Annotated in this window: 17 protein-coding genes and 1 pseudogene; all 18 read left to right on the top strand. The window is 63.9% G+C overall.

Features of this window, described 5'->3' with window-relative positions:
- Positions 1–15: 15 nt before the first annotated feature.
- The 18 genes and pseudogenes from polA (at position 16) to whiA (ending at position 24,169) form a co-directional block, all read left to right on the top strand.
- Positions 16–2,874: a DNA polymerase I gene (polA, locus tag AC3LB0_RS01330; protein ID WP_488649369.1), complete on the top strand. Its 2,859-nt coding sequence runs from the start codon at positions 16–18 to the stop codon at positions 2,872–2,874.
- A complete protein-coding gene (gene mutM, locus AC3LB0_RS01325; protein ID WP_488649368.1) occupies positions 2,867–3,862 on the top strand; it encodes a bifunctional DNA-formamidopyrimidine glycosylase/DNA-(apurinic or apyrimidinic site) lyase in 996 nt (331 codons plus the stop codon). Before polA ends, mutM begins: the two co-directional genes overlap by 8 nt.
- Entirely contained in the window at positions 3,859–5,820 is a 1,962-nt protein-coding gene (locus tag AC3LB0_RS01320) for an ABC-F family ATP-binding cassette domain-containing protein (RefSeq protein ID WP_488649367.1), read from the top strand. The genes mutM and AC3LB0_RS01320 overlap by 4 nt, the downstream gene beginning before the upstream one ends.
- Positions 5,817–6,464 carry a dephospho-CoA kinase gene (locus AC3LB0_RS01315; protein WP_488649366.1) on the top strand — a complete coding sequence of 216 codons (648 nt, stop codon included), beginning with the start codon at positions 5,817–5,819 and terminating at the stop codon, positions 6,462–6,464. Before AC3LB0_RS01320 ends, AC3LB0_RS01315 begins: the two co-directional genes overlap by 4 nt.
- Positions 6,465–6,477: 13 nt before the next feature.
- Positions 6,478–8,475 (top strand): annotated as a pseudogene (gene uvrB, locus AC3LB0_RS01310) (excinuclease ABC subunit UvrB); the annotation flags it as partial.
- Positions 8,476–8,804: 329 nt separating this feature from the next.
- Positions 8,805–11,711 (top strand): excinuclease ABC subunit UvrA, encoded by a 2,907-nt coding sequence (gene uvrA, locus AC3LB0_RS01305; protein WP_488649365.1) that lies wholly within the window; start codon positions 8,805–8,807, stop codon positions 11,709–11,711.
- 2 nt (positions 11,712–11,713) lie between these two features.
- The gene (locus AC3LB0_RS01300; protein ID WP_488649364.1) at positions 11,714–12,061 is read left to right on the top strand and encodes a hypothetical protein; all 348 of its coding nucleotides are present in this window, start codon (positions 11,714–11,716) and stop codon (positions 12,059–12,061) included.
- Positions 12,051–13,934, top strand: coding sequence for an excinuclease ABC subunit UvrC (gene uvrC, locus AC3LB0_RS01295; protein ID WP_488649363.1), 1,884 nt, complete (start codon positions 12,051–12,053; stop codon positions 13,932–13,934). Before AC3LB0_RS01300 ends, uvrC begins: the two co-directional genes overlap by 11 nt.
- A 37-nt stretch (positions 13,935–13,971) precedes the next feature.
- The gene (secD, locus tag AC3LB0_RS01290) at positions 13,972–15,360 is read left to right on the top strand and encodes a protein translocase subunit SecD (RefSeq protein WP_488649362.1); all 1,389 of its coding nucleotides are present in this window, start codon (positions 13,972–13,974) and stop codon (positions 15,358–15,360) included.
- The gene (gene secF / locus AC3LB0_RS01285) at positions 15,353–16,309 is read left to right on the top strand and encodes a protein translocase subunit SecF (RefSeq protein WP_488649361.1); all 957 of its coding nucleotides are present in this window, start codon (positions 15,353–15,355) and stop codon (positions 16,307–16,309) included. Before secD ends, secF begins: the two co-directional genes overlap by 8 nt.
- A 1-nt stretch (position 16,310) precedes the next feature.
- Positions 16,311–18,098 carry a single-stranded-DNA-specific exonuclease RecJ gene (locus AC3LB0_RS01280; protein WP_488649360.1) on the top strand — a complete coding sequence of 596 codons (1,788 nt, stop codon included), beginning with the start codon at positions 16,311–16,313 and terminating at the stop codon, positions 18,096–18,098.
- Positions 18,095–19,303: a TolB family protein gene (locus tag AC3LB0_RS01275; RefSeq protein ID WP_488649359.1), complete on the top strand. Its 1,209-nt coding sequence runs from the start codon at positions 18,095–18,097 to the stop codon at positions 19,301–19,303. The genes AC3LB0_RS01280 and AC3LB0_RS01275 overlap by 4 nt, the downstream gene beginning before the upstream one ends.
- Positions 19,300–20,160: an orotidine-5'-phosphate decarboxylase gene (gene pyrF, locus AC3LB0_RS01270; RefSeq protein ID WP_488649358.1), complete on the top strand. Its 861-nt coding sequence runs from the start codon at positions 19,300–19,302 to the stop codon at positions 20,158–20,160. The genes AC3LB0_RS01275 and pyrF overlap by 4 nt, the downstream gene beginning before the upstream one ends.
- Positions 20,161–20,190: 30 nt before the next feature.
- Positions 20,191–20,406 (top strand): twin-arginine translocase TatA/TatE family subunit, encoded by a 216-nt coding sequence (tatA, locus tag AC3LB0_RS01265; protein WP_488649357.1) that lies wholly within the window; start codon positions 20,191–20,193, stop codon positions 20,404–20,406.
- A gap of 18 nt (positions 20,407–20,424) precedes the next feature.
- On the top strand, positions 20,425–21,141 hold the full coding sequence (tatC, locus tag AC3LB0_RS01260; protein WP_488649356.1) for a twin-arginine translocase subunit TatC: 717 nt from the start codon (positions 20,425–20,427) through the stop codon (positions 21,139–21,141).
- Positions 21,141–22,031, top strand: a complete 891-nt coding sequence (gene rapZ / locus AC3LB0_RS01255) for an RNase adapter RapZ (RefSeq protein ID WP_488649355.1) — start codon at positions 21,141–21,143, stop codon at positions 22,029–22,031. Before tatC ends, rapZ begins: the two co-directional genes overlap by 1 nt.
- A 3-nt stretch (positions 22,032–22,034) precedes the next feature.
- Positions 22,035–23,333 (top strand): gluconeogenesis factor YvcK family protein, encoded by a 1,299-nt coding sequence (locus AC3LB0_RS01250; RefSeq protein WP_488649354.1) that lies wholly within the window; start codon positions 22,035–22,037, stop codon positions 23,331–23,333.
- Positions 23,330–24,169, top strand: coding sequence for a DNA-binding protein WhiA (gene whiA / locus AC3LB0_RS01245; RefSeq protein ID WP_488649353.1), 840 nt, complete (start codon positions 23,330–23,332; stop codon positions 24,167–24,169). The genes AC3LB0_RS01250 and whiA overlap by 4 nt, the downstream gene beginning before the upstream one ends.
- Positions 24,170–24,171: the final 2 nt, after the last annotated feature.

Raw genomic sequence — 24,171 nt, 5'->3', positions numbered from 1 at the left:
CGGTACCCTCGCGGTATGCCAACCAAGCGCCGACTCCTCCTCGTTGATGCCTATGGGCTGATCTATCGCGCCTTCCATGCGCTGCCACCGCTGGCGAATAGCCGTGGGCAGCTGACCAACGCCGCGTACGGCTTCACCAGCATCCTGCTGAGGACGATGGCCGACCTTGATCCCGAGCGTGCCATTGTGGCCTTCGATGCCCCGGGCACCACCTATCGACATGAGCGGTTCCCCGCGTACAAGGCACAGCGGCCATCGATGCCGGATGAGTTGCGCTCGCAGGTGCCGATCGTTCGAGACCTTGTTGCGGCGTTGGGGCTGCCGCTCCTTGAGGCAACGGGGTACGAGGCGGATGACGTGATCGGCACCATCGCCACCGCCGCGGAGCGCGACGGTTGGGAGGTGCACATCGTCTCGGGGGACCTCGACATGTTGCAGCTGGTCACCAAAAAGGTGCACCTGATGCACACCGCCAAGGGTGGCGCTGATGCGATCGTTGAATACGATCCAGAGCGAGTCTTCGCGCGGTACGGCCTCACCCCAGAGCAGATGGTGGACTTTAAGTCGCTGAAGGGAGACAGTTCGGACAACATTCCAGGTGTTCCAGGCGTGGGCGAGAAGACCGCCTCTAAGTTGATTGCAAGCTTCGGCTCGCTAGAGCAGCTCTACGCGCGTCTCGATGAGGTCGAGCCTGTGCGCATCCGAGAGTCGCTCGCTGCGAACCGTGATGCGGCATTTGCCGGCCAAGGGCTGATGACCATCGATCGCGATGCGCCACTCACCCTGCCGGCCACGGGTGGCGAAATTGGGGTGTATGACCGCGAAGCGGCGCTCGCCCTCTTCCGCGACCTTGAGTTCCGCGCACTCGCGCAGCGACTCCCGCCACTCGCCGGTGAGGATCGCCTCGCCGCGAACGCTGCGGTCAGCGCCGCGGCGGCGGGTGCCGCGCTGCGAGGCTCTGCTGCACCTGTCGCAAAGACTGCGCCGAAGGCGACAGTTGGGAGCGACCTACAACTCGGATTCAACTTCGATGCGGTGACGGCGGGGAATACCGCTGCGGGTCGATCAACCCAAGCGGCGAGTAGCGCCACAGACGAATCGGATGCCCACTCCAAGATCGAACAGGTGAAGCGTGGCGAGCTCGCCGCGGCGGGGATTCGCGTCCTGCGCGCCGCTGACGAGGCGCGAGATGCGTTCCGCGGCCTTTCGCCGCAGGGGCACCTCGCCATTGGTGGTGTGGGTGCGGACCGACGTGGCCCAGAGGCCGAGCTGGCGATCGCGATCGTCGATGACGCGGGGACCATTCTCGCCGCCGACGATGGCGCCGTGGTGCACGCACTTCTTGAATCGCTGGCGAGCTCTACGCGTGAGATTGCCGGCCTCGGCGTGAAGGGTCTGATTGGCGCCATGGTGAGCATTCGACCAGACGCCTCGCCGCACCTTGTTGATGACGTAGCGCTGGCCACCTGGATCGCGAATGTCACCATGCGCAACCCGGGACTCGTGGAGGTTGCCTCCGCGCGACTCGGCGCCGACCTCCCTGACCGGCTCGAGCCGCTGCAGGAGGCGGTTCTTGCTGCGCTCGTGACAAGAGCGTCGCGCGGCCCCCTCGCCGAAGAGTTGCGCGAGGCGGGAACGCTGCGCCTCTATCGCGAGATCGAGTTGCCGCTGGTCGAAGTGCTCGCACGTATGGAGATCGCCGGCGTCGCCGTTGATCGCTCCGCGCTGAGTGAGCTGAGCACGGCATTCACTGCAGAGATCGCGCGCCTCGAGCGTGAGTCCGAGCAGGCCGTTGGTCACCCTGTTGCGCTCGGCTCGCCGAAGCAGCTCGGCGAAATCCTCTTTGTGGAGCTGAGCCTACCGAAGGGGAAGAAGACAAAGACGGGCGCCTGGTCGACCGATGCGAGCGTGCTGGAGGAGATCCAGGGGGAGCATCCGATCGTTGGGATCGCCATGGAGTGGCGTACCGTCTCGAAACTGCAGAGCACCTACGTGGAGGCGCTCCCGAAGCTCGTGGAGGGTGACGGCCGCGTGCACACCACCTTCCAGCAGGCGGTGGCGGCAACGGGGCGACTCAGCTCCACCGATCCAAACCTGCAGAACATTCCGATTCGAACCGCCCTCGGCCGCAAGATCCGCAACGCCTTCATTGCGGAGAGGGGGAACACGCTGGTGGCGGCGGACTACAGCCAGATTGAGCTGCGCATCTTGGCGCACGTCACGCGTGACGAGCACCTGATCGCCGCCTTTGCCGCCGGAGAGGATATTCACCGTGCGACCGCCGCTCGTGTGCTCGGCAAGCCAGCCGCCGATGTGGACGCCGATGAGCGCGCCATGGCGAAGATGGTCAACTTCGGCATTGCCTACGGCATGGGCGACTTCGGCTTGGCTACACGCGCAGGCATCTCTCGTGAGGCGGCAAAGACATTCATCGCCGGTTACTTCGAGCGCTATCCGGGGATTCGTCGCTACATCGACACGATCAAGGAGGAGGCGCGAACGAACGGCTCCGTCACGACGCAGCTCGGGCGCCGCCGGCCGATCCCCGAACTCCGAGCGGGGAACCCTGCGCTGCGCGCGGCGGGGGAGCGTGCCGCCATCAACCATCCCATTCAAGGAACGGCGGCCGATGTGATCAAGATCGCCATGATCCGGCTGGCGCCACGACTTGCGGAGGCGAGCCTTACGGCACGACTCGTGCTGCAGGTACACGACGAACTGCTGCTGGAGGTGCCGAACGGTGAAGTCGATCGACTCGTGCCAATCCTTGTTGACACGATGGAGGGGGCACTCGCGCTGGATGTGCCACTCACCGTTGATGTGAAGAGTGGTCCGCGATGGGACGAGATGAAGCCGTGGTCCGCCCGTGCCTGAGCTGCCTGAGGTTGAGACGGTCGTCCGTGATCTCGCACGACTCGTCACTGGCGCAACGATCACTAGCGCCAACGTCTTTCGTGAACGCAATCTTGCGACCCCTGATGCCCCCTCGTTCACCGATGCGGTTCGTGGCCGGCGCATCCTCGGCACGCGTCGTCGCGCGAAGTGGATCATCGTTGAGCTCTCCGGTGGAATCCTGCTCCTCGTGCACTTGCGAATGACGGGGCAGCTGCTGGTTCTGCCCGCTGCGGTGGAACGGGATCCCTATATTCGCCTCTCGCTCACGCTGGACGATGGTCGTGAGCTTCGCTTCCGGGATGTCCGTGCGTTTGGGCGCGTTGCGCTCGTCGCGCAGAGAAGTGACGGTGAGGCCGCCTCAAGCCTCGACCCGCACTCGCCGCCGCTCCTCGCCGACCATGGTGTTGAGCCGCTCGCAGCGGCGTTCACCACAGAGGCCCTGCGCTCACTCATTGCGCATCGTGGAACGCGCATCAAGAGCCTCCTCCTCGACCAGCGCTGCATCGTGGGCATCGGCAACATCTACGCCGATGAGGCGCTCTGGCGCGCGAAGATCCATCCGCTTACCGCTGCGAATGCGTTGCGTCCCGTTCAGATTGACGCGCTGCACCTCGCGATCGTCGGCGTGCTGAGCGAGGCGGTTGCCGCCCGCGGCTCCTCGATCAACGACTACACCGCACCAGATGGCGATGGCGAGATGCAGGAGCGACTCGACGTCTACCAGCGCACTGGTGAGCCATGTCACCGATGTGGTGCGGCAATTCAGCGCTCGGTCGTGGGGGGTCGCGGCACCCATGTATGCCGAACCTGCCAGCGCGCACCTCGCGGCGCGGGCCGCACCGTGGCGTCGCGTGCTGTGCGCGGACCCCGCTGGAGTGAGCGGGTTACCCCAGAGACGGTTGGTGCTACGCGCAGTGAACGTGCTGCGGCGCGGCGGCGCTCGGCGCGCCAGGGGGAGGCGGCATGAGCATCATCACGTTGAGCGATGTCCGTCGCGAGATCGGCGCCGCCGTCATCCTCGACGAGGTGACGCTGAGCGTTGCCGCTGGGGAGCGCATCGGCCTGGTTGGCCCGAACGGGGCAGGGAAGACGACCCTCCTCAAGATGGTCGCGGGGTCTGAGTCTCCCGACCAGGGTCGCGTGCAGCATGCCAAGGGCTTACGCATCAGCCTCCTCGCGCAAGAGTCGGCGCAGGACCCCGATCTGCTGAACGCCCCAACGCTCATTGACGCCGTGATCGGGGGCGCCTCCGAGATCGTCTCCCTGGCCGCTGCACTTCGCGATATGGAGCTTGATGGTCGTGCCGGCTCAACCGAATACGCCGAGGCGCGGACAAAATTTGATGCCGCCGATGGCTACGCCCTGGAAGACCGGGTGGGTGCGGCGCTACGAGGGCTCGGCTTCCCAACGGCACGGCACGACGAGGCCCCTGCGCGCCTCTCCGGAGGGGAGCAGACCCGCGTCGCGCTGGCGCGACTCGTGATCGCAGATCCAGACCTTCTTCTACTCGACGAGCCGACCAACCATCTCGACATTCAGGCGATTGAGTGGCTGGAGGGGGCGCTGCGCGCACGCAACGGCGCGCTCATTGTCGCCAGCCACGATCGCGCCTTCCTTGATGCTGTCATCAATCGAGTCTGGGAGGTCCGCGCCCGTCATGTGACGCGCTTCCGTGGGGACTACAGCGCCTATTCGAAGCAGCGTGGTGCAGCGGATGAGGGTGACGAGCGCGACGCAGATCGTCGCGAGAAGGAGATCGCGCGCGAGCGTGAGCTGATTCAGACGTATCGAAGCCATCGCAAGTACGCAAAGATGCACGAGCATGAGCGCCGTCTCGCTGCAATCGAACCGGTCGTTCGTGAGCGCAAGGCGATCTCGCTTTCAATTGCAGCGGAAGGAGCCGGGCGTGGTCCTGCAGAGCCGCTGCGGCTTAGCGAGGCGTCCATCGGGTATCGAGAGCCGGCGCAGGTTGAGATCACCCGTGCGCGCAGCCTCGCCCTCCGCCGCGGCGAGCGCGTCGGAATCGTGGGCCCCAACGGCGCTGGAAAATCAACGCTGCTAAAGACCATCGCTGGCCTCCTCCCAGCCCTCGACGGAAACGTGGAGATTGTCGGTGGCGTGGTGCCTGGGTATCTCGCCCAGGTCCGCGCCGCAGGACTCCATGGCGCTACGGTGCTTGAAGCGCTGCGTGCCGCCGTACCTGTTGAAGTTTCTGAAGCGCGGGCACATCTCGCGAAGTTCCTCTTCCGCGGTGATGCGGTGGGGAAGGAGGTCGCGGTGCTCTCTGGCGGTGAGCGCAGTCGGCTAGAGCTCGCCATTCTTGGTCTCATGCCTGCAAACCTGCTCCTGCTCGACGAGCCGACGAACCACCTCGACATTGATGCTTGCGAATCGCTCGAGCGATTCCTTCTTGATGGCGAGCGAACACTCCTTGTTGTAAGTCACGATCGTCGACTCCTTGAGCGCATCTGCACATCGCTCTGGGTCGTTGAAGATGGCGTCGTCGCCGCCTTCGACGGTGGCTACACCGCGTGGCGAGAGGCGGTCGCCGCGGGTTGGAGCACGAGGAGCGCCGATGCCCTTGTTGCGGGACGACTCGGTGCGCCAGGCGCCCTCACGACACATCAGACCCTTCTCACCAAGCCTCAGCCGAAGGTTGCCGCGCCCGCCCCGAAAAAGAGTGAGGCGCCGAAGCCGGAGCGGCTCAGCAAGGAGCAGGCGCGCCGTCGTCGCGCTGCGATTGAGTCTGACCTCGAGCGACATGGACTGCGGAAGGGACACCTGGAGCTCGCGATGCTTGACCCGAACGTCCTCGCCTCGTATACCGAACTAGCAAAGGTGGCGAGCGAGCTAGCCGATGTTACGGCGGCGCTTCAAGGGGCCGAAGAGGCGTGGCTCGCTCTCGAGGGGGAGGTGGCGAAGTGAGTGGTCGACTCGTCCGCGTTGGCCTCGGTGGCCTTCTTGCGTCAGGGAAGAGCAGTCTCGCCGCAGCGCTTGTCGCGAGCGATGAGTTGCAGGAGGCTATTGGCGGCGCTGTGGAGCACGTCGATGCGGATGCACTCCTGCACGCAGCACGTTCGTCCGATGCGCCACTTCGCGACGCCATCCTCGCGGCCGTGCCAGGTGCGCGCCATGCTGACGGGAGCCTCGACACCAAGCTCCTTGCGGCACGGGCGTTTGCCGACCCGTTCGTGATGGCCCGCATTGAGGAGTTGCAGTGGCCGGTCGTACGCCAAGCGATCAGTGAGGCGAGTCGAGATGCGCAGGCACGGGGGGTCCGCCTCTTGCTCGTTGAGGCGATCGCGCTCGGGCGCTCTGGGCTTGCCGAGGAGCTCGACGGCGTTCTCTTCCTTCAGGCTGACGAGGGAGTCCGCCGCGACCGCTTCGTGACCCGTGGCGGCAGCGTGGATGAGTTCCAGGTGCGCAACGCCGCACAGGCGGGGATCCCTGCGGAGATGGCGGGGATCGGGGCGGCTCCGATTGACGGGAGTGGCCCGCTGCCTGAGACCGTGCGTGCGGCGAGCCTCGTGCTTCGCCGCCTATGCTTGCAGGGTGAATCCATCGACTGAACCCACGGCTGAACTGGCCCCCTCCGCGGGGCGCCCCTTCGCCTTGCGCTCCGACTTCGTCCCAACAGGTGACCAGCCAACCGCCATCACCGAGCTCGTCCAAGGGCTCACCGATGGACTCCATCACCAGGTCCTCCTCGGAGCAACAGGAACAGGGAAGACCTTCACCATTGCCAACGTGATTCAGCAGGTGCAGCGGCCAACGCTCGTCCTTGCGCATAACAAGACGCTCGCCGCCCAGCTCTATGCCGAGCTGAAGGGGTTCTTTCCCGAGAACGCTGTTGAATACTTCGTCTCCTATTTCGACTACTACCAACCGGAGGCCTACCTCCCACGATCAGACACCTACATCGAGAAAGACTCCAGTCGCAATGATGAGATTGACCAGCTGCGACACGCCGCTACTAAGGCGCTCTTTGAGCGTCGCGACACGATCATCGTGGCGTCGGTCTCCTGCATCTACGGTCTTGGCGCGCCGGTCGACTACGGCGCAACCGTGCTCAAGGTGCGCAAGTCGGGGAAGTATCGCCGCGATGCCATCCTGCGCCACCTCGTCGACCTGCAGTACCAGCGCAACGATGCCACCCTCGGCCGCGCCAAGTTCCGTGTGCGCGGCGACACGCTCGAGGTGCAGCCCGCTGGCGAGGAGACAATCCTGCGTGTGGAGTTCTTCGGTGACGAGGTAGAACGAATCGCCGAAGTGGATCCGCTGACGGGGGAGATCCTTGCAGAGCGGAACGAGATGACGATCTATCCGGCTACTCACTATGTGACGCCAGCGGCGAAGCTCTCCGAGGCAATTCGCGACATTGAGGTGGAGATGGAGGGGCGTTGTCGCGAGCTAGAGGCGACCGGGAAGGTCCTCGAGGCTGCACGCCTGCGCCAGCGCACCACCTTCGACTTGGAGATGATGCGCGAGGTTGGCTTCTGTTCAGGGATCGAGAACTATTCGCGCCACCTCTCGCGCCGTGAGCCCGGCTCCCGACCATGGACGCTGCTCGACTACTTCCCAGCCGATTGGCTCCTCGTCGTTGATGAGAGCCACATGAGCATCCCGCAGGTCGTGGGCATGTACAAGAACGACCGCTCGCGAAAAGAGATCCTCGTCGACTTCGGCTTCCGACTGCCGAGTGCGCTCGACAATCGACCACTCACCTTTGAGGAGTTCGAGACGAGCGTGCGACAGGCAATCTATGTGTCGGCAACGCCTGGCAGCTATGAACGAGAACGAGCAGACAAGGTGGTGCAACAGCTGATCCGCCCAACAGGGGTGGTCGACCCTCACATCACCGTGCTCCCGACGAAGGGGCAGATTGACGATCTCCTCGAGCGCATCCAAGGTCGCGTGAAGAAGAAGGAGCGCGTGATCGTTACGACACTCACGAAGCGTATGGCCGAAGAGCTCTCGTCGTACCTTGAAGAGGCGGGGATCCGTGTGCGCTACCTCCATAGCGAGATCGACACGCTCGAGCGCATCGAGATCCTGCGCGACCTGCGCCTCGGCGTCTTCGACGTGATCGTGGGGATCAACCTGCTCCGCGAGGGGATCGACCTTCCTGAGGTGACGCTGGTGGCGATTCTCGATGCCGACAAGGAGGGCTTCCTGCGTTCAGCGTGGGCACTCATCCAAACGGTTGGACGCGCGGCGCGCAATACGGGGGGCGAGGTCGTCTTCTACGCCGACAAGATGACCGAGTCCATGAAGGTGGCGATCTCTGAGACGGATCGACGACGCGCGATCCAGGAGCAGTGGAATATCGATCACGGCATCACCGCCACCACCATCTCGAAGCCGATCCGTGACCTAAACGATCGGCTCAAGAGCGTTGCCGAAAAGGCGGACACCTATGCCGGCGGGAAGCGCGGCGGTGCCTTGAGTGAGGTTGGACGCAGCGAGATCGAGAAGCTCGTGAAGCAACTCGAGGCGCAGATGCAGATCGCCTCCAAGGCACTCGAGTTTGAGCGCGCGGCGGCCATTCGCGATGAGATCCGTATGCTCCGAACCTCGGTGCTCGAGGAGGATGCGGCGACGGCGATTGAGCGCGCAGCAGAGCGTGCGGCTCGCGAAGCACAGGGTGGAGGCCGCCGAACTGGTCCCGCAAAGACAGCCGCGCAGGGGATCGGCGCCGCCGCCCGCACACTCCTCGCCCCGGCGCTCGATACAGCCGCCGACTGGCTCCCAGGGCTCCGTGACGAGCATGAGGAGGAGACGGGTACGATCCCCGATGCGGGCTCGGCCCCAGTGACGGAGGCGCCCGTACGTCGCCGCACCTGGGATCCAAGCGTGACGCCGAATGTGATCAAGCGCCGCGGCGAGCGGCCGAAGCGAAGGGGGTAGTGGTGGGACAGAACAAGATCTCCGTTCGCGGCGCCCGCGAGCACAACCTCAAGGGAATCGACCTCGACATTCCACGGGACCAGCTCGTCGTTGTCACCGGCATCTCTGGCTCGGGTAAGTCGAGCCTCGCCTTCGACACGATCTACGCCGAAGGTCAGCGCCGCTACGTCGAGAGCCTCTCCGCCTACGCACGCCAGTTCCTTGGGCAGATGGAGAAGCCCGACGTCGATTCCATTGATGGCCTCTCGCCAGCCATCTCTATTGACCAGAAGGGGTCGTCGCGCAATCCGCGTTCGACCGTCGGCACGATCACCGAGATCTGGGACCACTTTCGACTCCTCTACGCGCGTGCCGGAACCCCGCACTGCCCAAAGTGCGACCGTCCGATCAGTCGCGTCTCGCTCGACCAGATCGTTGAAGAGATCCTCAAGCTCCCTGACGGCACACGCATCCTCGTGCTTGGCCCACTCCTTCGCGATCGCAAGAGCGAGGGGGAGCGCATGTATGAGGCGGCGCGAAAGTCCGGATTCAGCCGCGTGCGCGTTGATGGCGTCCAGTACGATCTCAGTGCCGATGATCTGCCGAAGCTCGACAAGAAGAAGCGCCACTCCATTGAAGTCATCGTCGATCGCTTTGTTGTCCAGCATCCCGTGGATGAGAAGGGGAAGCCTCTGCCGATCCCTGATCGCAGCCGACTCGCCGACTCTGTAGAGACGGCGATCAAACTGGGAGAGGGACTCGCCATTGTTGCCCCCGCCCCAGCCGAGAAAGAGAAGCCAGCCTTTGAAGAGCGACTCTTCAGCGAGAAGCTCGGCTGCGCCTACGACGGTACGGTGATCGACGACCTGCAGCCGCGTTCGTTCAGCTTTAACTCCCCGCACGGCGCCTGCGAAACCTGCACCGGGCTCGGCTTCCGCCTTGAGGTCGACGAGGAGCGCGTGATTGATCCAGAGAAGTCGGTGCTCACCGGCGGCTTGATCCCGTGGTCCCGCTCACCAGAGGGGAGCTGGTACTTGAAAGTGGTCACTGCAGCGATGAAGGCGAACAAGTGGAATCCCAAGACGCCGCTGGGCGATCTCCCGAAGGGTGCACTCGACTACCTGCTGCACGCCGAGCGTGAGGATCGCTACACGGTGACCTACGAGAACTCGAGTTACAGCAATACCTATAAGGCTGCCTTTGAGGGGATCATCGCGAACCTTGAGCGCCGACACAAAGAGACGGAATCAGAGTTGGTGCGCGTAGAGATTGAGCGCTACATGGTGAGTAGGCCCTGCCCCGACTGCAAGGGTCGCCGCCTGAAGCCTGAGATCCTCGCCGTACGCGTGGACGGGCGCAATATTGCTGAAGTAGCCTCCATGCCGATCGGCGAGCTGGTGCCGTGGATCAACACCCTCTCCAAAGCGCTCGGTGAGCGCGAACGCACGATCGCCAAGGCGGTGATTAAGGAGATCAGTGAGCGCGCCGGCTTCCTCGTTGACGTTGGCCTCGACTATCTCACCGTTGATCGCTCTGCTACCACGCTCTCGGGCGGCGAGGCACAGCGCATTCGCCTGGCAACGCAGATCGGGTCACGGTTGGTCGGCGTCCTCTACATCCTTGATGAGCCATCGATCGGCCTGCACCAGCGTGATAACGCTCGCCTGATCGCCACGCTGATTCGGCTGCGCGACCTCGGCAATACGGTGCTGGTGGTTGAGCATGACGAAGAGACGATTCGTACGGCCGACTGGGTCGTAGATATTGGACCCGGCGCAGGCGAACATGGCGGTCGCTTGATTTCCAACGGCACATTCAAGGAGCTCCTTGAAGCGAAGGACTCCATTACTGGCGCCTACCTTCGTGGTGACCGCTCGGTGGTGGTGCCGAAGACGCGCCGCAAGGGGAGTGGCAAGGCGATCACGGTCAAGGGGGCGCGGGAGCACAACCTGCGCGAGATCGACGTCGCCTTCCCGCTCGGCGAATTCGTTGCCGTGACGGGCGTCTCGGGGAGCGGCAAGAGCACCCTCGTCACCGACATCCTGCAGAAGGCGCTCGCGCGCAGGTTGCACGGCGCGAAAGAGCGACCAGGGGCGCACGATAGGATCACGGGCCTCGACGAGATCGACAAGGTGATTGAGATTGACCAGAGCCCAATCGGCCGTACGCCGCGCTCGAATCCTGCCACCTACGTCGGTCTCTTCACGCCGATCCGCGAGCTCTTCGCCGCCACGCAAGAGGCACGCCTCCGCGGCTATGCGGCCGGCCGCTTCTCCTTCAACGTCAAGGGTGGCCGCTGCGAGACCTGTTCTGGCGACGGCATCTTGCAGATTGAGATGCAGTTCCTCCCCGACGTGTACGTGCCCTGCGAAACGTGCCAGGGGAAGCGCTACAACCGCGAGGCGCTCGAGGTGACCTGGAAGGGGATGACGATTGCCGATGTGCTGGAGCTGCAGGTGGAGGATGCGCTCGAGCGCTTCTTCGCAGTGCCCGCGATTCGTAATCGCCTCAAGACGCTGAGCGAGGTGGGCCTCGGCTATCTCCGCCTCGGGCAGTCGGCAACGACGCTCTCGGGCGGCGAGGCGCAGCGGGTCAAGCTCGCCACAGAGTTAGCCCGTCGCTCAACCGGCCGCACGATGTACATCCTCGACGAGCCAACCACGGGGCTGCACTTCGCCGATGTCGATCGCCTGCTGCATGTTCTGCATCGACTTGTTGATGGCGGCAACAGCGTCATCGTGATCGAGCACAACCTTGATGTGATCAAGACCGCAGACTGGGTGATCGATCTTGGACCCGACGGCGGAAGCCGCGGTGGCGAACTCATCGCAGAGGGGACGCCTGAGCAGGTTGTAAAGGTGAAGCGCAGCCATACCGGTCGCTATCTCGCCCTTGCGCTGAAGGGCGAGCCGATCCACTCGCTGGAGTAGCGATGGCTGAGGCGCACCTCCCTCGACATGCCGATCCAGCACTCGACCAAGCCGGACTGCGCGCGGCGCAACTCCTTGAGCGAATCCTTGATGAGCTGAGTGACGAACGCGCCCGAGCCAGATTCCTGCCGTACCGCGCCTGGACGACGCAGCTCCGCGACGCCCACGGAGCAGCGCTGCGCAAGGGTGTTGTGGCCGTCCGCGCCGCCCTTGGGCCAGGGAATGGCCTTGCCGATATCGCCTCTGGTGAGGCGGTGATCGAGCTCCGCGAGGCGCTCGACGAGATCCTGCGCATCCTGAATCGCCGCGAGGCACTCCGTGGTCGTACTGGGGCGCGTGATGGCGCCTGAGCGGCTCCCGGCGCCAAGCGTCCCCGACGCAATCGCGGCGGCGCTCAAGGTTCTCCCTGACGCGCCCGGTGTCTACCTCTTCTCGGATAGTGCAGGAAAGATCATCTACGTCGGCAAGGCGACGCACCTCACCAAACGCGTTCGCAGCTACTGGCAGGCGGGTGGGGAGCCAGGCGCACACCGCATTCGCGATGCGATTGCAGAGGTTGCCACACTTGACTGGACGGTCACCGACTCCACGAAGGAGGCGCTCCTCCTCGAGGCCACACTCGTGCGGCGGCATCTCCCCAAGTACAACATCCGTCTTCGTGACGATCGCAGCTACCCCTACATTCGCGTCACGGCAGATCCGTATCCACGTGTGGAGCGCACTCGGCGACTCGTGCGCGATGGCTCACGCTACTTCGGCCCATACACCACACCCGGTTCGGTGAATGCTGCCATGGAGGCGATCAAGCGCCTCTTTCAATTTCGCACCTGCGAGATCTCAATCAAGCCGATGGAGCGCGCACTAGAGCGCCCCTGTCTCCTCTATGACTTGAAGCGCTGCCAGGGCCCCTGCCTCGGCAACATCCCGGTGGCCGACTACCAGCGTGAGATTGACGGGGTGCAACTCTTCCTCGGTGGTCGCTCCCGCGCCGCCATCACCATGCTCACCACACGCATGGAGTCTGCCGCCGAGCGCGAAGCGTTTGAAGACGCCGCGCGTATCCGCGATGCGGTGCTCTCCCTAGAGACAACGTTTGACGAACAGAAGGTGCCGACCTCAGGGCGACCTGACGAGGATGTGCTGGGGATCGCTCGCCACGGACGCCACATTGCCATCGCCTGTTTCCAGATTCGTGACTCAGCACTGGTGGGACGCGATGTGCATCGAGTGGAGGCTGGGGATTCAGGTGACTCAGAGCTCCTCGCAGGCTTTGCTGCAAGCTACTACGCACGTGCAGGCGAGATCCCACCCTCAATTGCGACTGCTGCAGAGCGGAGTGACCCGGAGATCCTTGAGTTCCTCTCGGCGCGTCGCGAGGGTCGCGTTGAGATGCGCGTGCCGCAGCGTGGTGATCGGGCGCGGATCCTGCGGCTGGCCGAACGCAACGCAGAGGAGTGGCTCATTCGTCGCGAGGCCGAAGAGGACGCCGATCGTGAGCGTGCCGACGCGGCGCTCTCAGCGCTCGCCGTCGCGCTCAACCTCGATGCATCGCCGGCGCGCATTGAGTGCGTCGATGTGAGCACTATTCAGGGAGCATTCACCGTCTCGTCGCTAACCGTGGCACAAGAGGGTCAGCTTGCGCCGAAGGAGTACCGCCGCTTCCGTATTAAGGGGGTGACTGGGCAGGATGACTTCGCGGCACACGCGGAAGCGCTCACGCGTCGCTTCGCCCGATCCGTGGCGGATGGGACCCAACGGAGTGGTGAGGCTGAGTTACGCGCTTGGAGCCTGCCCGACCTTCTTGTCATCGATGGTGGTCGCGGGCAGGTCTCTGCCGCCGCCGCCGTTCTGGATGCTGCAGGTTTAACAATCCCTCTCGTCGGTCTTGCCAAGGAGCGCGAAGAGCTCTGGCCGCGCGACGCCTCCGCGCCGATTCTTCTCCCCGCCACCGATCCTGGGCTGCGCCTTCTGCAACGGCTTCGCGATGAGGCACATCGGTTTGCGATCGGCTATCACCGCACGCTGCGCAGTCGAGCGGCGACGGCGAGCCGGCTCGACGGCATCCGTGGGCTCGGCCCAACGAAGCGAAAGGCGCTCCTGCGTCGGTTCGGATCAGCGGCGGGGATCGCCGCCGCCCCCGTTGAGGCTCTCACCGAGGTCGCAGGGGTAGATGATGCCCTTGCCGCACGGATCCTATCGGCCCTCGGCGCGGATCGTGGCTGAAAGGGGCTGACGGGCGCCCCTGCTAGGATTCTCGGCAATGCGTAAGTTCACCCCGTACCTGATCCTGGCCACAGCCCTTCTGGCGCTGGCTATTGACCTACTTCCAAATCTGAGTCTCCCCGCCAGCGGAACAGCCGGTGGCACGCGTCCAATTGAGACCAAGCTTGGCCTCGACCTGCGCGGTGGGCTACGCGTTGAGTATCAGGTGCAGCCAGTTGACGGCATCAGCGCTACCGCTGCTGATCTCGCCACCATCCGCGACATCATTGAGCGTCGCGTCAACAGCACCGGTGTCTCAGAGCCGCTCGTGCAGACGCAGGGGAGCGACCGCATCGTGGTCGAGCTGCCTGGTGTCACCAATCCTGACTCCATCCGCGCCCTGCTTGGCACAACCGGTCGCCTCGACCTTGTGCCACTTCCGCGCGAGGTCTACGGCTTCTTTAACACGGCGACGGGCCAGCCTACCGACGGCGTAAAGCCGGTACCCGGCGAGGGTGAGACGCTCAGCGACACAACCCTGAAGGCGCTCTTCTCTGGTGACCAGATTGAGTCTTCGGCCGTACAGATTGATGAGACCGGACGGCGCGTTGTCTCGTTCAAGCTGAAGTCGGAGGGCTCAGAGCTCTTCGCCACCTGGACAAAGGCGAACATCGGCTCCTACTTTGCGATCGTTCTCGACGGTGCCGTGAAGTCGGCCCCATACATTCAGAGCGCGATCACTGGCGGCGAGGCGCAGATCTCGGGTCCTGGCGCGGCCGGCTTCGCAGTAGACGAGGCGACGAATCTTGTCACGATCCTAAAATTCGGCTCCCTTCCATTCCCGATCGCAGAGATTGGTGTCACCGACGTGAAGGCGACCCTCGGCGCGTCCTTCCTCGGCCAAGCGCTCTTCGCCGGCGCCGTCGGGATCTTGCTCGTCTTCCTCTTCATGCTCTTGCACTACCGCGTAGCTGGTGCCGTCGCTAACGTCGCCTTGATCTTCTACGTGATCATCGTCTTGGCGATCTTCCGACTCGTCCCCGTCACGCTGACTCTCGCTGGCATCGCTGGCTTTGTCCTCTCCATCGGCATGGCGGTGGATGCGAACATCCTGATCTTTGAGCGCACGAAAGAGGAGTTGCGTATTGGGAAGGGGATCGTCCCTGCAGTGGAGGCTGGATTCAGCCGAGCCTGGAACTCCATCCTTGATTCGAACGTTTCAAGCTTGATCACCGCGTTCATCCTCTTCTACTTCGGCTCGTCAACGATTAAGGGCTTCGCGCTGGTGCTCATCATCGGCGTGCTCTGCTCACTGTTTACCGCCGTAACCGTGACGCGCCTGATCCTGCGCGCCGTAATCGCGCGTAAGCGCTTCTCCTCGCCGTACCTCTACGGAGTGGCGAAGGGTGACCTCGACGCACTCGATCGGGGGGCGATCAATGGATAAGATCATTGCGCGCAAGCGCTGGTTCTTCGTCTTCTCAATTCTTATCACTATCCCTGGCCTGCTATTTACGCTGGCGACCCCCTTCTCGGGCGGCTCGATTGGGCTGAAGTTCTCCATTGACTACACGGGCGGCACCATCTGGGAGTTCCGGCCAGAGAGCCCAGCCGATCCGCTGGTAGTGCAGGCGGCAGTCGCCAGCGCCGGCCACGAAGAGGCGACGGTCACCGAAGCTGGAACCGGCTTCCTGATTGTGCGCACGAAGCCGCTCGACCTGCAGGCTGGACAAGATCAGATTGATAACGCGGGCGCTGAACTCCAGGCCATTCGCGAGGCGGTCATTGCGGCTGTTGGACCGATTGCCGAGGAGGGCTCTGTCTCGACGGTTGGCCCCGTGATCAGCCAAGACCTGACACAGCAGGCGCTCCTTCTCGTTGTGCTCGGCTCGATTGGCATCGTGCTCTGGATGACCTACCGCTTCCGCAACCTTCGGTTCGGCATGGCAGCTCTCGCGGCGCTCCTCCATGACGTCATCGTCACGGTGGGTTTCTTCGCGATCGCCGGCACCGTTGCGGGGATTGAGATCGATGCCCTCTTTGTGACCGCCATGCTCACGATCATCGGCTTCTCGGTGCACGACACGATTGTGGTGTTTGACCGTATCCGTGAGAACCTGGTGCGCCACGCAGGTGCCCCATTCGGCGATATCGTCAACCACTCGATCGTGCAGACGCTGGGTCGGTCGTTCAACACCACGGCTACCGTGTTGATTACGCTGCTCACCCTGCTCGTCTTCGCCGGCGGTTCGATTCGTACGTTTGTGCTCATCCTTTTCGTCGGCATCCTGTCGGGAACGTACTCTTCGATCTTTTTCGCCAGCCCACTTCTAGTTTGGTGGGAGGAGCGCGCTCAGGCGCGCAAGGCGGCAGCGGCTCGAACCCGCACGGCGTAGGGTGCCAGCGCGGGCCTGGCGCCTTGAGCCGGTCGCGACCCTTCATCCTGCCGCCGACGGCGAACTCCAGGCGAGCGCAGAGCTCCTGCAACTCTTCGCAGACCTGCTGATCCCCAAGAACCTGCACCTCTCGCTTGCGACACTCCTTCATAGTCGCGGCTTGGCTGATCCGAACCGCGCGCGCCAATTCCTCGACCGCAACGATCGCACCCTGCACGATCCGCGCCTCCTCCCTGATGCGACCGGCCTCATCGCGCGCCTTCGTGCCGCCGGCGCAGAGGGGGAGCCCGTTCTTGTAGTTGGCGACTTTGATGCTGACGGAATCACTGGGGCGGCGATCATAATTCGAGCACTTCGCGCTATTGGTGCAATCGCCGAGGGCTACATCCCGCAACGTGACGGCGATGGCCACGGCATCCCTGAGGGGGCGATCGCCGCCGCACTCGAAGACGGCGTTGAACTGATCCTCGCAGTTGACTGCGGCACCGCCGATCGTGCACGCGTGGCCAAGGCGTTGGAGGCAGGGATTCTCGTTGGCATCATCGATCACCACGCTGTGCCGCCTGAGCCGGCACAGGCGGCCTGGTTGGTGAATCCAAATCGACCTGATTCAATCTATCCGTTCCCACATTTGGCGGGGAGTGGGCTCGCCTTCAAGATTGCCCAAGGAGTACTTGCCGATCACCCACAACGCCGTGAGCTCTTGGCAGAGCTCTCCGTGCTCGCCATGGTTGGCGGCATCGCGGACATGGTTCCGGTGGCCAATGAGTTCAGAGTTATTGTGCGCTCCGCGTTGAAGGTGATGAATGGTGCTGGCACGATGCCTGTCGGGATCGCAGCGCTCCTTCGTGCGGCCGGCGCAGAGCCACCCTATCGCGCAGAGGTTTCCGGCTTTACGATTTCGCCACGCATCAATGCCGCCGGGCGCATCGGCGACGCCGCTCCAGCTCTGGCGCTACTCACGACTGATGATCCCGCCGAGGCTGCTGAACTAGCGGCGCTCCTAGAAGGGATTAACCTCGAACGAAAAGAGTTGACGAAGGTTGCGATTGACGAGGCGCGAGCACTCCTCGGACTCGTACCAGGATCGGAACGCGATGAGGCTCGTGCCTTTCTCGGAGATGGGCTCGTCGCGGTGCGTGGCCCATGGTCGGTTGGGCTTATCGGTTTGATCGCTGGTCGTCTCAGCGAAGGGACGGGGCGGCCAGCACTTGTGGCGCACGATGATGGGAGTGGGGCACCGCTGCGTGCCTCGGTGCGCGCGCCGAAGGGCTTCGCTGTTGCCGCGGCACTGCAAGAGGCGAGCGACGCCCTGATTCGTCACGGTGGGCACGATGGTGCCGGCGGCTGCTCGTTTGTGGCCGACGTATGGGGGAGCCTGCTCCCTCGGCTCAGTGCCACCTGCGCAGGGCAGGCGAAGGCGCGCACGCCAGAGCTGGCCGTTGACCTCGCAGCGCCTATCGGCAGTCGCACCCCCATCGACCTTGCCGCGCTCGCGGATCACCTCGCGCCAACAGGGATGGGGAACCCGGAGCCCACCTTCCTCCTGCGTGACATTCCACTCACCGCGGTGCGCCTGGTGGGGGATGGCCGCCACGCACGGCTGACGCTCTCGCTGGACGGCCTTGCAGTCGAGGCGATGGCATTCGGTCGGCCTGATGCCGACCAGCTTGCGGGGAGCTCTATCGATCTTGTCGTACGAACAGCCCAACGGACCTATCGTGGTTCGGCACGGATTGAGGTGCACGTTGTAGATTTTCGGCCCGCCGTGCTGGGGGAGAGCGCATGAGTGAGAAACGATCGCTTCGACCACTGCCGCGCACAGGCCGAGCTGCACCGCAGCCATTCCATGGCGCAAAGCCTCCAACGAATCGCGACCTGATGAGCAGAGATGGTGCCCAGCGTCGATCGTTCAGTCCAGCCCCGATCATTGCGGCCCTCCTGCTCGTGCTGCTCGCAGCGGGGAGCCTCGTCGGCCTATCGCTGAGTACCCCCGCCCCCTCAGGTAATCCCAATAGCGGGCCTGAGGTGACAGAGGGCGTCACCGTTGCTGGAACGATTGCCTTCGGTCGTGGCGGCTCGATCTGGAGCGTGAGCGGAGCTGGACTACGTCAGCTGACCACCGCGACCACCGATTCCGACCTCGCCTGGAGCACCGACGGCGTCTGGCTCTATGCCGTCCGACACCGCACAGAGACTGGCGGCCGCCTTCTCGGAAGCGGCAGCGTGCAGAAATATGAGATGAGCGTTCCCACCCTTCTCCGCCTCTCGGCATATGGCGGCGGTGAAGAGGTGATCTTTGATGGTCTGATCCTCGGATCGCGACCTGCGCTCAACTGGTCCGGCTTCATGTACGGTCCAGCCCTTGCCAGCGATGGTCGCATCGCCGTTGCAACGGATTACCGTGGCAGTAGCGTCGGCACGGATGTCGTCGTTCGTATTCTGAGCAGTGACGGTTCCGCCATCGCAACGCCGCCACTGCCGCACATCGCATCATTCGGCCACCAGGACCCCGTCTGGAGTCCCGATGGCAGCGCCATCTACTACGTGCAGAACGGTCTCTCGGAAGGCACTTCGTCGTCGCGAATCATTCGCTACAACATTGCCAAGAAGAGCACGACGCGAATCGGTGAGAAGGGGCTGGTGCAGCCAGCGATCAGTCCCGATGGCCGATGGATCGCCGCAACGCGCATTTCAACTCGCGGCACGGATGTGGTGATCATGAACGCAGCCACTGGTGAGGTCGTGCTTGAGATCACGCGCACCGGTAAGTCGTGGGCCCCAGCCTGGTCACCGACGGGCGCGCAGCTCGCCTACCTTTCTGCGAACGGTAGCCTAGCGAGTCTTAACCTCGCCTCATTTAGCGTTGCACCATCTGGTATTCCCAATCCACCAGTGATCCTGAGCCCCCTCCGCGACCCAGTTGATCCAAATGTGCGGCCGGCGTGGGGGAGCTTGAATACGGCGCCAGTAACGGAGAGCCCAGCGCCATGAGTCGATATCTCGACCTACTCGGCGCATCCACGGCTCGAGTGGGCTCGCTCCTCTGCGTCGGCATCGATCCGGTCCCCTCGGCACTCCCCGTGACATTTCGCGAATCGCATGCCGGTATCGAGCGGTGGATTGACACGCTCATTGCTGCGACCGCCCCGCATGCCGCCGCATTCAAGATGAACCTTGCCTATTTTGAGGCGCTCGGCAGCGAGGGGATGCGACTGGCCGAACACGTGCGACGGCAGATTCCAGCGGAGATTCCACTTATCGTCGATGCAAAGCGTGGTGACATTGGGGCGACGGTAACCGCCCAAGGTGTTGCTCTCTTCGACGTGCTTGGTGCTGATGCGGTGACGGCGAATCCGTATTTGGGCATCGGTGCCCTGGCCCCCCTTCTCGATCGCACAGACAGGTTCACTTATCTCCTCTGTCGCACATCGAATCCCGAATCGGGTGAGCTGCAGAACCTCCGGGTTGGTGCCAGCGCTGAGGAGCCAGAGGAGACGCTTGCTGAGCGAGTCGCGCGACTTGCGGGGCGTCGTGCAGAGGGGCTGGCTGGACGCGTCGGCCTAGTCGTCGGTGCTACCGATGCCGCGGCGCTCCGCCAGGTCCGAGCGGCGGCCCCTGGTCTCCCCTTTCTCGTCCCTGGGGTAGGGGCGCAGGGGGGTGCGGCTAGTGCAGTGATCGCCGATGGCGGCGCTACGGCCGCCCCTGGGAGCGGGGTGGTCGGGAGGGGGCTGCTCATGAATGTGGGGCGCGGGATCAGCGACGCTGGAGCGACCGACGAGCGGGTGGCAGTCGCGCTGGGCGCTGCAGCGGCGGAGTGGGGGCGGCGCCTCGCTATACTCGCCTCCTAAGGGCGCCAGCCCACTACGAGGAGGTTTTCAATGCCAAACGTCGGACCATTTGAACTGATCCTGATCCTCGCCGTCGTGCTCTTGGTCTTCGGGCCAGGGAAGCTTCCAGAGATTGGGAAGGCTGTCGGCAACTCGTTCCGCGAGTTTAAGGATGCAACCTCAGGTACCTCTTCGGCACCGGCCAAGCCACGTGACAAGAAGGCGACAAAGCGCGCCACAGCGTCGCGCTCGAAGCGAAAGGCGTAACGTCGGTTCGAGCCGATCATGCCTCGGGCCCGAGAGATCAGCGACGCACCAGCGCCGCTCGTCCATCACCTTAAGGAGCTACGCCGACGTGTCGGCATCGCCCTTGCGGCCGTCGTGGCTGGTGGCATCATCACCTTCGCCTGGTGTGACCCGCTCATCGCGCTCCTTCGAGCGCCCCTCAACGACACCCCCCTTTATTTTGTGGGCGTCGGCGACGCGTTCGGAATTCGCATGCAACTCAGCCTCATCGGGGGCGTGGCGCTGGCGATGCCGATCTGGCTCTGGCAGGCATGGGCGTTCATTCGTCCAGGCCTTACTGATTCTGAGCGTCGTGCCGCGCGACCCTGGATTCCGCTCGCGCTCCTCCTCTTTGTCGTTGGCGTTACCGTCGCCTGGGTTGTTTTGCCGTTTGCGGTGAGCTTCCTCCTCTCCTTTGCTACCGACGATCTCACTCCACTCATTGCCGCTGACCGCTACTTCGGATTTGTCGGCTCACTCATGCTGGTGTTCGGGCTCGCGACGGAGTATCCGATCCTTCTCGTCTTCCTCTCGCGCGTTGGGGTCGTCACGTCAGCCAAGCTCCGGCGTTGGCGACGAAACGCACTGGTCCTCGCCGTAATTGTCGGCGCGTTTGCCACGCCGGGAACAGATCTGATCAGCCCGATCGTGCTTGGTGTTGTGCTCTACCTCCTCTACGAACTCTCAATCTGGCTCGTTCGGGTAGGAGGGCGCTAGTGGTGACCGCTGCCGTGCCGCACAAGATCGTGTTGCTTACGGGGCTGTCGGGTGCGGGGAAGAGCACCGCAACGAAGTCTCTAGAAGATGTCGGATTCCGCACGATTGACAACATGCCGAACGATTTGATCCCCGCGCTTCTGGAGAAGATTCGACTCCAGCCCGAGCGGTTCGCGCGCCTCTGCCTCGTGATTGATGCCCGCGATGGTGATCCGCGTTCCACTATTGATGCGGTCCGAAGTGCGAGCGCAGCAATTGGACTCGAGAGTCGTGTGATCTACCTCGATTCACGCGACGATGTGCTCATTCGTCGATTCAGTGAGACGCGGCACCGTCATCCACTCGGTGGGCCAATTGATGCGCCGAGCAACGTTGCTGGAGCCATCCGAGCAGAGAGGGACCTGCTCAGCGCTTCACGCGAGATTTCCGATGCCGTGATTGATACGAGCGACCTCTCGGCCCGCGAGTTGCGCGATCGGCTGGTGCAAGAGGCCTTAGGTGGCGACGCCTCGATCTCTATTCACCTCACCAGTTTCGGCTACAAGCACGGGATCCCTCTCGATTCAGATCTGCTCTTCGACGTGCGATCGGCGGCGAATCCGCACTGGGTCCCAGAGTTGCGGCCGAAGGATGGTCGTGACGGCGAGGTCGCCGCGTACGTGCTGAACGATCCGGTCGGGGCTTCAATTGAGGCGGCAATCGCGGCGTTCGCCGTTGCCACCCTCAAGACCTACCTTGGCGATGGTCGTGGTCGTCTGAGCATCGCGATCGGCTGCACGGGCGGCCGCCACCGTTCAGTGGCGATCAGCGAGTCGTTGGCTACGAAACTGCGGGCGCAGGCTGGAGCGCACACGGTCCATGTTCACCACCGCGATGTGGAGTGCACCTAAGCGGTGAGTCGAGTCGGCTGGCTGAAGCCTGGTCTCGGGGTAAAGCGCTGGCTGCTCTTGGCCTTTCTCGGTGCGGGGACGATTGCCCTCGGTGCCCTGAGCGGGATCCGCGCACTCGCCACAGGGGCGCAGCTCCCAGATCCACTCGTCCAAATCGCTGAAGCGGTCGCCCTGCGCGATCTCGATCCGATGGTTCGCGCCGCCGTTGCTGCCGGCTTCGGGCTGCTTCTGGTGGGGGTTGGGCTGGGTGGGCTGGCACGGGCGGCGATCCTGCCGTACCGCACAGATCGACCGGGGGTCTCGCTCCTTGAGCTCCTTGAGCGCCGTCGTCGGCTGGCGCGTGGACGTCGCGTGGTGGTGCTCGGTGGCGGAACGGGGCTAGGGACTGCTCTTCGTGGCCTGAAGCTTGAGACCGCGCATCTCACCGCGATCGTTTCGATGGGGGATGACGGCGGTTCGTCAGGGATGCTGAGGGAGCAACTCGGGATTCCGCCCGTGGGCGACCTGCGGAACTGCCTCGTCGCCCTCTCGGACTCGGAGTCGACAGCGGCCGATCTTCTGCGCTTTCGACTCCCAGCCGAGCCTGGCGCAGCACGCGGGCACGCCATTGGCAATCTCTTGCTCGCCGCTGCGATCCACCAAGAGGGGGGAGACCTTGAGCGTGGCGTTGCGCGCGTGCATCGCATTCTTAATGTTCGGGGAGAGGTGATCCCCGGAACAACTGTTGCGCTGGAGCTAATCGGCACCACGACGGACGGCGCAACCGTGCGCGGTCAGGCCCAACTGGCACGCACACGCCACATTGACCGCATGCGCATTACACCTGAAGGGGCGCGTGCAACTCCGTCAGCGATTACTGCGATCCAGCAGGCTGACCTGATCGTGCTCGGCCCAGGCTCTCTCTACACCAGCGTGATCCCACATCTGCTCGTTCCAGAAATTCTTGCAGCGCTACAGGCACGGCGCGCGCCGCTGGTGTGGGTCGCGAACGTTGACGAGCAAGAGGGGGAGACCGAGGGGATGGATCTTGATGCCCATCTTGCAGCACTCGAGGCGCACGGAGCGTCGGGCCTCATTGACGGCATCCTCGCCACCTCTGCAAGCTCGCGCCGCGCTGGAGCGGTCGGCGGCGTGCCAATCGCGCCAACGCTGCACCACACCACCGATGCGGAGGGTCGTAAGCGTCCACCACTCTTCGTTCGCGATATTGCCTCCCGACGAACGCCGCACCTGCATGAGCCGAACCTCCTCTCTCGCGCGCTCTTGCGCCTCCCACTGCGCGAGCCTCGACGCACACGATGAGTCGGGGAGAGGCGGACCTCGTCGCCTCAATCCGTCATGAGCTCGCGGCAATCCGACCGGCCCGCACCTGCTGCATTCAGGCGGAGCTCGCCGCACTTGGCGATTCAGGCCGTCGCGTTGACGTCTCCCTGGCACGAGCGGTGCACGAGCTCGGCACGGAGCTCTCTCAGCGTGGAGCGGCGAGAGCCTGGGTAGGATCGCCACGGAGCCAGGCCGAAGGCTGCGCCGCCGACTTGGGCTCTGCGCGATCGGCGCAGCACTGTCGACTCGCATTGCTGCGCGGTCGGCTCCTTGCGAGGGGATCCCTCTCGCTCGCTTCCGGGAGTGTGCACCTTGAGATCAACGTCTCCTCAGCAGAGGCGACGCACCTTGCTCGACTGACAGAGCTAGATCAGCTTGGCGGACATCGGCGCGAGCGACGTGGCAAGGGACTGCTCGTATGGAAGGGTCGCGATGTGCTCATTGATCTGTTGCGGCGACTCGGTGCAACTGCCGCAGTGGCCGAGATGGAGGCCCGCAGCATCGGCCGAGAAGTTCGTGGAAGCTTGAATCGCAGCGTGAATGCTGAGACCGCAAACCTCACGCGTGCGGTGCATGCTGGGATACGGCAGGCGCGAGCCTGCACCGTGGCGTTAGAGGAGGATCTTCTGCAGGCTGACGGTCTGCACGCACGGGTCGCCCGCGCTCGATCGGCAGCCCCCGACGCAACCCTTGCCGAGCTTGCCGTCGAACTTGAGCTGGCGCGCTCCACGGTGCAGCGCGCACTCGCCGAGATTGAGCGTCGTGTCAGTGCGGCGCAGGTAGGTTACCACTCAGCGGGGCAACCTCTGCGATGATT

It is taken from the genome of Candidatus Limnocylindrus sp. (assembly GCF_040397235.1).
Classification (GTDB): domain Bacteria; phylum Chloroflexota; class Limnocylindria; order Limnocylindrales; family Limnocylindraceae; genus Limnocylindrus.
Note: the sequence above shows the minus strand (reverse complement) of the source record. Positions and strands in the feature narration are given on the sequence as shown.

Excerpts from the sequence above, each read along its gene's own strand:
- polA (WP_488649369.1), top strand. The coding sequence starts at position 16 with ATGCCAACCAAGCGCCGACTCCTCCTCGTTGATGCCTATGGGCTGATC.
- AC3LB0_RS01320 (WP_488649367.1), top strand. The coding sequence starts at position 3,859 with ATGAGCATCATCACGTTGAGCGATGTCCGTCGCGAGATCGGCGCCGCC.
- AC3LB0_RS01300 (WP_488649364.1), top strand. The coding sequence starts at position 11,714 with ATGGCTGAGGCGCACCTCCCTCGACATGCCGATCCAGCACTCGACCAA.
- uvrC (WP_488649363.1), top strand. The coding sequence starts at position 12,051 with ATGGCGCCTGAGCGGCTCCCGGCGCCAAGCGTCCCCGACGCAATCGCG.
- secD (WP_488649362.1), top strand. The coding sequence starts at position 13,972 with ATGCGTAAGTTCACCCCGTACCTGATCCTGGCCACAGCCCTTCTGGCG.
- secF (WP_488649361.1), top strand. The coding sequence starts at position 15,353 with ATGGATAAGATCATTGCGCGCAAGCGCTGGTTCTTCGTCTTCTCAATT.
- AC3LB0_RS01275 (WP_488649359.1), top strand. The coding sequence starts at position 18,095 with ATGAGTGAGAAACGATCGCTTCGACCACTGCCGCGCACAGGCCGAGCT.
- pyrF (WP_488649358.1), top strand. The coding sequence starts at position 19,300 with ATGAGTCGATATCTCGACCTACTCGGCGCATCCACGGCTCGAGTGGGC.
- tatA (WP_488649357.1), top strand. The coding sequence starts at position 20,191 with ATGCCAAACGTCGGACCATTTGAACTGATCCTGATCCTCGCCGTCGTG.
- tatC (WP_488649356.1), top strand. The coding sequence starts at position 20,425 with ATGCCTCGGGCCCGAGAGATCAGCGACGCACCAGCGCCGCTCGTCCAT.
- whiA (WP_488649353.1), top strand. The coding sequence starts at position 23,330 with ATGAGTCGGGGAGAGGCGGACCTCGTCGCCTCAATCCGTCATGAGCTC.